Origin of the sequence: Nocardia sp. NPDC047654 (assembly GCF_043205035.1) — a bacterium.
Classification (GTDB): Bacteria; Actinomycetota; Actinomycetes; order Mycobacteriales; family Mycobacteriaceae; genus Nocardia.
The window spans coordinates 1-9,774 of record NZ_JBIDDF010000034.1 but is presented as its reverse complement, the minus strand read 5'-3'; the positions used below and the strand labels follow the sequence as shown (position 1 = coordinate 9,774).

Below are 9,774 nucleotides of genomic sequence, written 5' to 3'. Positions count from 1 at the left end.
AACGAGAACGCCGGCGACCTGTGCGAACACCTCGGCTCCGTGCACGGCATGCTGCCCAGCCGTCATCTGATCAAGGGGCAGCGCACCGGCGACGAAGGCCAGGTCTCGATCGGTGAGAAGTGGCTGATCAGCCCGGATGTGCTGCGGCAGCTCGAAACCGGCGAATTCGTCTACGGCCGCGGGCGTCGCGCCCAATGGGGCCACGTCGTCCGAGTCAAACGGACCGAACTCACCCCGCTGCCGGGCACCCCGGCCGCCGAAGCCGCCGCCGCTGCGGCCAAGACCGGCGGCAAGCCGCAGATCTCCGGCGACACCGCCGTCGCCTAACCCGTCGTCCGCAATCCCACCGAACCCCATTGAGAGGCAACACCCATGCGCATCATCCGCGACAACAACGACCACAACAACGACGAGGACCCCGATGAGCGCCGTCGGCCCGCCAGCGAGCGGGATCAGGCCGAGATCCTCGCCGAAGAGATCGAGGACTACCTCGCCGACGTCCTGGCCTGCGCCCCACCCGACACCCAGGACTTCGAACCGTCGCCGCCGCGGCCACGGCCAGCGCTGCACCTGGTCAAGACCGAAACCACCGGCACCGACCCCGACGACGACAAACCACTCGACCCCGAGGTGTTCGCCGCGGCCGGGCGCGCGGCGCGGCGGCGGATGGCCCGCGGCGCGGCGGGCGGCTCCGCTGTTGTGGTCACCGCGACCGCGCTCGCCACCTGGGGCCAGCCCTGGATCGTCACCGGCCCCCTGGCCGGGTACGGCACGGCGTGGCTGGCCTACCTGTGGTGGAACGCCGCCCTGCGCCCCAGCATCCCCGAGCTCATCAGCACCGTCACCAGCGGCATCAGCCACGCCATCGCCGCCATCGCCACCGCAATCGCCGCGATCATGCGCGGCCTGGCCAACCGCCGCGACCAGCCCGAGACCGCCGATCCCGGTCCCGAAATTCAGCCCGCCAGCCCGGCGGCGCCGTCCCTGTAAGCCGATCAGTGAAAGGAACTCATCACCATGTCTGACCGTAGTGTCGAAGACGAGTTGTTCGCCGAGGCCGGTAAGTTCGGGCACTCTCTGACCCACCTGCTCCGGTTGCACGCCCAAGCCACGAACTGGTTGGAGCGGCGGAAGGTGCGCAAGCAGATCAGTTTGGCGTTGCGTGAGCAGCGTCGCGAAGCCGAGGTGCTGCGTAAGCATCAACTGACCGGGACCAGCCAGGCCGTCGACCGCTACTGCGTGCACGTCCAAACGGTCGCCACCCGCGCGAACGACCCGAGCGTGGACCACACCCGCCGCGCCCGCGACGCCCGCGCCCTGGTCGAGCACCGCGACCGGCTGGCGGCGCAGTTCGTCGGCAACGAGCACCTGACCCACACCGAGCAGGGCATCGCCCTTGACGGTTTGGACGCCGCGACGGTGTTCCCGCACTCCAAGGTCGGCAACCTCTTCTCGCGCGCCCACAAGGTCAAGGGCCTGGAAGCCTTGCACTATCGCGCCCAGGTGGCTCGCGAGAGGGCCAGCATCAACCGCGGCGCCGACCACGAACGGCAGCAGTGGCAGCACGGTTTGGACGCCGCACGCCGAGCCAACGCCGAGGAGTCGTTGCTCGCCCGGATCGACGCCGCCCAGGCCCACCGCGACCGATACACCGCGCAAATCTCGTGGGACGACCCGCGCGGCGGTGTGTTCACCGAATCCGGTTCGTTCGCAACCGAGTACGCCGCCACCAGCTGGTTGCAGCGCAACATCAGCGAGTCGGCGTGGATGGACGGCACCACCGTCCAGGTCCGCACCCGCGACACCACCAACGCCGCAAAGCAATACAGCGACTACGGCCGTCCCGAGACCGTCGCCGAGCAGCTCGCCGACCGGGAGGCGATGTTGCGGGAGCGGACGTTGTCCGGGCAGGTGCACCGCGAGCAGGCCACCACGGCGCAGGCCGGCGAGGGCGCCCGGCAGCGTGAGAACACCGACCGCGAACGCCCGCCCGACACCGCGGGTGTTGACCGGCTGGCGCAGGTGGAGCGCCAATTGAAGGACATGGCCGCCGATCGGGACCGGCTGGAAAACCGGGTCGGGTTGCTGCAACGCGGCCTGGATTCGGTCACCGCCGACCGTGACGAGATGCGCCGCAAACTCGACTCCGCCGAGGGACACATCGAGGCGTTGAAGAACCGCAACCTGCGCCTGTCCGCGGAGGTCGACGCATTGCGCGTTCGGCCGGGTGTCGAGCAGCTGACCGCCGAGCGTGACCAGCTCAAGCGGGAACGCGACGAAGCGGTGCGCAAGCTCGTGCAGTCCACTCCCGAGCAGGAGCGCTACGGCAACCGCTCACGCCGCACCGCCGCAAACGGTAACGGCACAGAGCAGGAGGAACCGAACCCGACGCTGGAGCAGCTGCGCAACTCGGTACAGCCGGGCAACGACACCGGGCCGGTGGGCAAGCGCGCCAGCTACCTGCGCGACCTCACCGGCACCGGCCGCGAGCAGGCCGGTCCGGACACCCAGTCCTGGCCCCGACCGGAGCGCAACGGGCACGGCCGCAACGGCATCGAGCGGAGCCGGTGATGGAACGCGAGCACGAGGAAGCCATGCGCATCGAGTTCGTCCGGTACACGCAGCTGGGTGAGGACAGGTACCGGCCGGACGCCACCGCCAACGACCGGGACCGGATCACCGCCCAGCTACGCGAGACCGATCAACAGTGGGCCGACGGCCCGCACGCCGAACACTGGAGCTACCTGAGCGACGCCTACGAGGACTGGCGGCAGGCGCCCGACACCATGTTCCGGTTCCTCGACAACATCGACCACAACGGCGGATTCGGGGTCACCGACATCCAGCACCGCAGTCTGCGCCAAGCCGGGCAACTGGCCGGTCGAGACAGCGAGAAAGTCCGCGACGCCGCCCGCCGCTACATCGACCGCACCACCGGGCAGTCCACACCCCGGCCGGGCCGCGGACAGATCGAGCGGGGGCGGTGAACATGCACATCGAACACGAAGAAGCGATGCGCGAAGCGTTCACCGAAGTCGATCGGCTGTCGAAGCTGATGGACCGGCCGGGGGCCAACGAGGCGGAGATCGAGAGCCTGTACGCCCAGTCGCAGGCAATCGACCAGGGGTGGCGCAACGGCCCGCATCCGGGAGAGTGGAAGTACCTCAACGACGTCCACGACTTGTGGTCGCGCTCGCCCAGTTCCGTGCGGCGGATGCTGTCCTTGCCGGGCGCCGACTCGTTGAACGGCGTGCAGCGGCGCAGTATCGAGCAGGCCCGCATCCTCACCGCCGCTCAGCGGCCCGAGATCGAGCGGGCGCGGTGACGATGACCGAACCGTCACCGCAGCAGGGCCGTTCGTATGAGGTCGTCACCGACGCGTTGATCCGCCGGGTGGGTCCGGCCAAGTGGCCACGCGAGCCGCAGCAGTGGACCAATTACCTGTGCCCGGTGCACGAAGGCGACGGCCACCACCACAACCCCAGCCTCGGTGTGCGGTATGACCCGCGGCAGGGCAAGACCATGGTGCGCTGCTGGGCACGCTGCGACGACCAAGAGGTGCTTGACCGCATCGGGTTACGGGTGCGGGACCTGTGGGACCGGCTGCCCGAGCGGGACCCCAACCGGCGTGCGAGCACCGGTGTGCACGGTCAGCGGTACGGCGTCACCGAACGCCGTCCGCCGACGCCGGTGGAGCGGGCGATCGCCGCGGCCCGGTTCCCGATGCCCGCGAAACGCGATCTCGGGGCGCAGATCGGGCGGCCGCAGAACGTGGACACCTACGTCTACAAGTGGCCCGACGGCCGTGTGGAGGGCGCGGTGACCCGGGTGCACACACCGCATGAGCACGGGCACGCCAAAAGCTTCTGGCAGGCCCATTGGACCGGAACCGACTGGGTGAAGGAGGGTTTCGCGCCGATCCCGTGGAAACTCGCCGACATCCGCGAGGCGCTGGAGACCGGGCGGGAGATCTTCGTGTGCGAGGGCGAGAAGGACGTGCAGCGCGCGAACACGGCCGGGTTGATCGCGACCTGCAACGCGATGGGCGCCGGGTCCTGGACCCCAGAACACGCCCGCTGGCTGGCCGGAGCGGGGCGGGTGATCGTGGTCGCCGACCGCGACCGCCCCGGCTACCAGCACGCCGCCAAAGTCGCCGACACCCTCACCGACCGCGTCGGCGAAATTCGTGTCTTGCAAGCCCGCTCCGGCAAGGACCTCTCCGATCACTTCGACGCCGGATACGACCTCACCGACCTCGAACCCGTCCCGTACCTGGACCGACCACAACAGCAGGAATTTCGGCCCGCGCCGGTGAACCGCGGGCGTGCGCGGACCCGTAGCCGGTGAACCGTCCGCACCGATCACACCTGAGAGGAGAACCCTGAATCATGACCAAGAACGTGACCGGTGCGGAAGCGGTGCGCAGCAACGACGCTGCGCACCGCAGCGCACCAACTGATGCACAACCCAGTTCACACGCCACCGGCAACCGGCTACGGGCGTGGCCGGTCCTGCTGCTGGCGTTGCCCGCGTTCGTTGCGATCTGGTCCGGCTGGGTCGGCCTTGGCCAGCTGACCGGATTCGGGCCAGTGCGTCCGCTGCCTGGAATTGTCGACGAGTTCGAGATCAATTCGGCGATCACGCTACCGATCGGCATGGAGACCTACGCCTCCTACGCGCTGTATGTGTGGCTGTCGGGGCGGATCCGTTCGGACCGAACCCGCAGCTACGCGAAGTGGTCAGCTTTCGGCAGCCTCATCCTGGGCGCTGTCGGGCAGGTCGTCTACCACCTGATGAAAGCCGCGGGCGTCACCTCCGCGCCGTGGGAGGTCACCGTCCTTGTGGCCTGCCTACCGGTCGCCGTACTCGGCATGGGCGCCGCGTTGGCGCACATGATCGGCCGTGAGCACCACGCCGCACCGGACGTGCGCACCGAACCGGAACCAGCGCACCAGCCCGAACCGATACGCACCGTCTCGGTGCACGAGATCCACACCGAAACTCACTCGACAGCCACGGAGCTGACCGCCCGCCAGACGGTGCCGGAGTTGAAGAGCGCACAGCAGATCGAGATCGAAGCCCCTGTGCACCCGCAGCGCACCACTGCGCCGGAGCGCACCGACCGGTGGGTCACGGTAGCGCAGCGGGTGTGCAGCGCCGACCCGGCTGGGCGGCGTGACCCTGACACGGTTGCTGCGATCCTGCGGTTGCGGCATGAAGAGGGCTGGTCGCACGCGCGGATCGCGGAGCGGGTCGAGCTCAGTTCGTCCACTGTCACGCGCACCCTGACCGCTGCGCAGAAGTACGCGAATCCGGCTGCGGCGGAGAAGAAGTTTGAAGAAGGGAAGCCACACGATGAGTAATTCCGGGATGCGAGTACATCGTGTCGTAGGGTCAACAGCATTCGGGAGGAGATGGTGGCATGTCGGATAAGTCGGGGATCGAGTGGACCGAGGCGACCTGGAACCCGGTCACGGGCTGTGACCGCGTGTCGGCGGGCTGCGATCACTGCTACGCCATGGTGCTGGCGAAACGCCTGAAAGCGATGGGTGCCGACAAGTACCAGCGCGATGGCGACCCCCGCACTTCCGGCCCAGGGTTCGGTGTGACCATCCACCCACAAGCGCTGGACGTCCCGCGCCGCTGGCGGGCGCCGCGGGTGGTATTCGTCAACTCAATGTCTGATCTGTTCCACGCCAAGGTGCCGGTCGGGTTCATACGGGATGTGTTCGACGTGATGCGCGAGACTCCGCAGCACACCTATCAGGTGTTGACCAAGAGGTCGATGCGGTTGAAGCGCCTGGCCGACCGGCTTGAGTGGCCGGACAATGTGTGGATGGGAGTGTCGGTCGAGAACACCGACTACCTCGACCGCGTCGATCACCTTAGAGATGTGCCGGCTGCGGTGCGGTTCTTGTCCTGTGAACCGCTGCTCGGACCGCTCGATGGCCTGGTGCTCGATGGCATCGGATGGGTGATCGCGGGTGGAGAATCCGGTGCCGATCACCGCCCGATGGACCCGGAGTGGGTGCGCGTTATCCGTGACACCTGTCGGGCAGCGGACGTGCCCTTCTTTTTCAAGCAATGGGGTGGAAGGACACCCAAGGCGATGGGGCGCGAACTTGATGGACAGCTGTGGGACGAGATGCCGGCGCTGACCGCTTGATCTGAAGACCCCTGGGGCCCTCGCTGGATAGGCGGCGAGGGCCTAGTCGCGTTCAGACCACCATTCGCGGTCGGACGGCTTCCAGTACGGGGTCGGCTGCCACAAGATTGCACCGTCAACCTCCGGCAGGGCGCTGAGCGGAAGCTCGAACAGCCCTTCCACGCCGGTCTTGCTTTCGCGCTCGATCCGTACCAGGCGGCGGGCTTCGGCCATCATGCGGGGCTCGCGTTCAGCGGCCTTTTTGTACAGGTGTCGCATGATCTTGTCGCCGACGTAGTGATCGGTAGCGAAGACCATGTCGTAGATGGTGGTCTTGTTCTCCATCCGCATCGGGATGCGTTGCGTGAATTTGTATCCGAGGTCCTCTGCCAACCGGTAGCGGATCAGGTTGGTCATCTCATCGCGGTACTGGCTCGCTGTGATTCGATTGGCTTCGCGTGCGTCTTGGATGTTCAGCCAGTTCGTTGTGCCGTAGAACTCGGTGACCCGCTCACGGAAGCGATCGTTGTTGGTGCCACGGACGCCTTTGGCGACCATCGTTGGTGAAACGAGCAGCCACAGCTCCGGTTTGGTACGAGGGCTGAGGCCCTTGAAACGGGAGATCTTGACCAATGTCTCCCAGTGCACCTCCGCTGCCTGCTGGTCGATGAACGCAAACGTTGGCGCCCAATTGAACTCACGCAACTCAGCCAGGGCGCGATCTATCTCGATGTTGCAGTCACCCGGCACGACACGGAACTGCTTGCCTGAAAACTCCTCTTCCAACGCTGCTCTGAGCTTCTCCGCCTTGCCCGGAAGCTCGAAGAAGACATGCCGGGTGAACCCTGGATCAGCCGACAGCACCCGCCGCGGTGAGCCATCGATCCGCTGACCAGTGCGCCGCTCGATGTTCTCCGGCCGTCCAGCCATCAGATCGAGGTAGATTCGCTCCGATCGTCTCGACGATGCACGGTTGAACGCGGGCGCGTAATCACCGAGTATCTGCAGCTTGTTCTTCGTCCAATAGGACCACTGACGTGCCACCCCAACCTCCCTGCCACCCCTGCGGATCTACGCTTGCAAACGAAGATCCCGCTCATCGAGGATAGACGAGAGAAACGATCTTCGTCGGCGAAAGATGTTGTCTCTCTGAGGTGTAGCGATATGCGACTTCTCAGCTGGAGACGGGTGCCGAAGTCTTTGAGGTTTCTCTTTGCAGTTGGATGAGCTGAGGGGTTTGCTCGTTACGATGTCTCGGTGGACTGGGCCGCGCGCGACAGAGTCTAGGCACGGCCGATCTAACTTGCGGGACGCGCAGATGCTTCACTACTGCCATTCGAAAAGGTTTGACGCCCAAACGATCAGCCATCTACTGACCGGTAGGTAATTAAGGTAGACCTAAGTGCTTGCTGCCGAAGCGACTGCTTGGTGCGAGGCGGCGGCCGAAGTTTGCTGAACGCCCATCACGGTATGGTTACGACTCTGCGAGATGTCAGAATCGGCCTCACATGTGCTGGTATGACCCCTGGTCGACCTGGATAACGAACCGCTGGGTAGGCTTCTACGACATTTGCTCGTAAATCGCTGTAAGAACGTGTGCAAAACCGGTAGAAAGTCCGAACGCGCCGTCCTTTGTTGTCCAGACGCGCTGCTGTAATCTCCCCTTTCGGACCTCTTCACGACATCGAGGGTGCCCCCTTCTTCCTGTGCTCGTATACGGCACAGGAAGTGTCGTGAGTGAATGCTAGAACTGCGAGGAGGTCTGGATGCCCGTAACGGGGGATCCGCACGATACGGCGGCTCAAGGCAGTGAGGGTCGCCGACCGAGGAGTGAAGGACCTCGGCCATGGTGGGTGCCGGTAGGCGCCCTTCTGGCCAAGGTCCTCCTCGATCTGATCGACCGGTTCGATCCGTTCGGCCGGTAGTGGTGCGGCACAGCCGCACTCAACGAGGCTGCGGGGCAAGGCACCTTGACCCGCTTCCCGGGTAACCCTGGGACCGAGGGCGTCTGGATGGCAGTCCAGGCGCCTTCGGCAGCCAACCAAAGGATCAACGCACGCGACCAGCGTGCCGATTGATTGTTACACACTAGTCTCTATAAGCCCATAGAGAGGTCCACAGATTGGGAACCTCGATGGGTGAAAAGCCGTGACTTGACGTCTCACCCTGTGACAGTTCAAGTCTCGCTGACCTGCTCTTATGCACGGCTCACTATTGCTCATGCACTCTACTTCGTGATCATTCTATGTGCGGGCCTCACGGGAGCTGGGAAGTCCCTTGTGAGGCTTCTGCGCTGAACCACATGACAGCTATAGCTAAGATTTGGTTATTCAGGTGGTCCATCGGTTAGATTGCTTAAGTAGGTATGCGGAAACCGATTGGTGTGCTGCTGTGTCTCTTCAGATATGAAGGTCTTCCTTCGAACTTGTCGGTAGTCGCCCTGGGGCCCAGCATCCACTGGCTACATACTTGCAAATCTGGAGCTACGGGCTTTGCTACGACGATCCGCGGCATTGGTGGCAACACAATCTGTGCCATAGACGCCAGCTGGTAAGGCGTCACTTGGCGTGGGGCTACTCACAAGCCTTAAGACGGCGTAGCCGATCCGCAGGTGAAACCAGCGTCGCTCGTCAGCCGTCGACTAACAACGGCGATCGTCAGTGTGAGATCAGTGGGCATGCTGCGATGGGTCCCATACCGCCGGGACTGTGCCGGGACTGTGTCGGGACATTGCCGGGCCTAAGCCGGGATTGCCAAGTCCCGGCACTGTCCCGGCATCCCCAGGTCAAACTAGCGTTTGACCTGGGGTGTTTTGCGCCGTCTCCTGCCCTGCCCGGCCGACACTCTCTATGGCTTCGCTGTTCATAGAGAGTGTCGGCCGGGCAGGGCAGGAGACAACACAAAACACAAAAGCAAGGAAGGACCAGAAAGAAGGGGAGACCACAAGGAAGGGAGGACCACAAAAGGAGGGTTGGGAGGGTGGTTACGTCAGGTGCGGAAGTCGCGTTCAGAGCTGCGCCACCAACGGTGGCGTGTTCGCGTGCAAGGGCGCGCTCAGTGCTGCACGGGAGTCGGGAGCGTGGGCGGCAGTCGAGGGCACGCGAGTTCACCGAGGGGCGGGTTTGCGTGGCGCGCGTGCAGCAGCACGTGGCTGGGCGGGGATGGACCACAAGAGGAGGGTTCGGGCCAGGCATCGCGCGGGTTGATGCGTCCGCATCAAGTGAGAGCATTGTGGGGCAGGGAACATGGTCGCCAGCGCCAACTTCTCTCACGGAAACACTGCACGTTATCGCCGCCTGACATGGTTCGAGCTGCGGATATGCCGTATATAACCCGGGTTTCGGCCGGGGGCGGCCCCTAGCGTTGATGCGAACGAATCAACCCCTCGCCCGGGGGCGGTCAACCCGCTCGGCGCGAGGAATCCGGGGAGGGAGGCTTCCGCGTTGAAGAAGATCGGCAGCCCATTGATGGATGCTCTCGAAACCGTGTGGACGGCGATCCAGGCCCGCCACCCCGACACACCCGATGTGGTCGTGAATCGCCCCGGCGGGTCGGGAGACTTCATCTGTTGAGGAAGGATGAAGTCCGTGAGTTCGAAGAAGTACCCGCCGGAGCTGCGTGAGAGGGCT

General features: G+C 65.0%; 10 protein-coding genes. 9 read left to right on the top strand and 1 reads right to left on the bottom strand.

What is annotated here, in order from left to right:
* The 8 genes from ACGF7Y_RS36360 to ACGF7Y_RS36325 all read left to right on the top strand — a co-directional run.
* Positions 1-327 (top strand): hypothetical protein (locus tag ACGF7Y_RS36360; RefSeq protein WP_393242442.1); only part of this gene is annotated, 327 nt, incomplete at its 5' end.
* Positions 328-372: 45 nt separating this feature from the next.
* On the top strand, positions 373-990 hold the full coding sequence (locus ACGF7Y_RS36355) for a hypothetical protein (RefSeq protein WP_393242439.1): 618 nt from the start codon (positions 373-375) through the stop codon (positions 988-990).
* A 27-nt stretch (positions 991-1,017) separates the two neighbouring features.
* Positions 1,018-2,571, top strand: coding sequence for a hypothetical protein (locus tag ACGF7Y_RS36350; RefSeq protein WP_393242436.1), 1,554 nt, complete (start codon positions 1,018-1,020; stop codon positions 2,569-2,571).
* On the top strand, positions 2,571-2,987 hold the full coding sequence (locus tag ACGF7Y_RS36345) for a hypothetical protein (RefSeq protein ID WP_393242433.1): 417 nt from the start codon (positions 2,571-2,573) through the stop codon (positions 2,985-2,987). The genes ACGF7Y_RS36350 and ACGF7Y_RS36345 overlap by 1 nt, the downstream gene beginning before the upstream one ends.
* Positions 2,988-2,989: 2 nt before the next feature.
* Positions 2,990-3,325, top strand: coding sequence for a hypothetical protein (locus ACGF7Y_RS36340; RefSeq protein WP_393242431.1), 336 nt, complete (start codon positions 2,990-2,992; stop codon positions 3,323-3,325).
* Positions 3,326-3,327: 2 nt separating this feature from the next.
* Positions 3,328-4,347, top strand: a complete 1,020-nt coding sequence (locus tag ACGF7Y_RS36335; RefSeq protein ID WP_393242428.1) for a toprim domain-containing protein — start codon at positions 3,328-3,330, stop codon at positions 4,345-4,347.
* Positions 4,348-4,388: 41 nt separating this feature from the next.
* The gene (locus ACGF7Y_RS36330) at positions 4,389-5,363 is read left to right on the top strand and encodes a sigma factor-like helix-turn-helix DNA-binding protein (RefSeq protein ID WP_393242425.1); all 975 of its coding nucleotides are present in this window, start codon (positions 4,389-4,391) and stop codon (positions 5,361-5,363) included.
* Positions 5,364-5,422: 59 nt separating this feature from the next.
* Positions 5,423-6,166, top strand: a complete 744-nt coding sequence (locus ACGF7Y_RS36325; protein ID WP_393242422.1) for a DUF5131 family protein — start codon at positions 5,423-5,425, stop codon at positions 6,164-6,166.
* Positions 6,167-6,208: 42 nt separating this feature from the next.
* Here the strand turns inward: ACGF7Y_RS36325 and tcmP are convergent, their stop codons facing one another.
* The gene (gene tcmP / locus ACGF7Y_RS36320) at positions 6,209-7,189 is read right to left on the bottom strand and encodes a three-Cys-motif partner protein TcmP (RefSeq protein WP_393242419.1); all 981 of its coding nucleotides are present in this window, start codon (positions 7,187-7,189) and stop codon (positions 6,209-6,211) included.
* Positions 7,190-9,588: 2,399 nt separating this feature from the next.
* Between tcmP and ACGF7Y_RS36315 the strand changes: the two genes are divergently transcribed.
* A complete protein-coding gene (locus tag ACGF7Y_RS36315) occupies positions 9,589-9,717 on the top strand; it encodes a hypothetical protein (RefSeq protein ID WP_393242416.1) in 129 nt (42 codons plus the stop codon).
* Positions 9,718-9,774 lie beyond the last annotated feature (57 nt).

Excerpts from the sequence above, each read along its gene's own strand:
- ACGF7Y_RS36340 (WP_393242431.1), top strand. The coding sequence starts at position 2,990 with ATGCACATCGAACACGAAGAAGCGATGCGCGAAGCGTTCACCGAAGTC.
- ACGF7Y_RS36330 (WP_393242425.1), top strand. The coding sequence starts at position 4,389 with ATGACCAAGAACGTGACCGGTGCGGAAGCGGTGCGCAGCAACGACGCT.
- ACGF7Y_RS36350 (WP_393242436.1), top strand. The coding sequence starts at position 1,018 with ATGTCTGACCGTAGTGTCGAAGACGAGTTGTTCGCCGAGGCCGGTAAG.
- ACGF7Y_RS36345 (WP_393242433.1), top strand. The coding sequence starts at position 2,571 with ATGGAACGCGAGCACGAGGAAGCCATGCGCATCGAGTTCGTCCGGTAC.
- ACGF7Y_RS36355 (WP_393242439.1), top strand. The coding sequence starts at position 373 with ATGCGCATCATCCGCGACAACAACGACCACAACAACGACGAGGACCCC.
- ACGF7Y_RS36325 (WP_393242422.1), top strand. The coding sequence starts at position 5,423 with ATGTCGGATAAGTCGGGGATCGAGTGGACCGAGGCGACCTGGAACCCG.
- ACGF7Y_RS36335 (WP_393242428.1), top strand. The coding sequence starts at position 3,328 with ATGACCGAACCGTCACCGCAGCAGGGCCGTTCGTATGAGGTCGTCACC.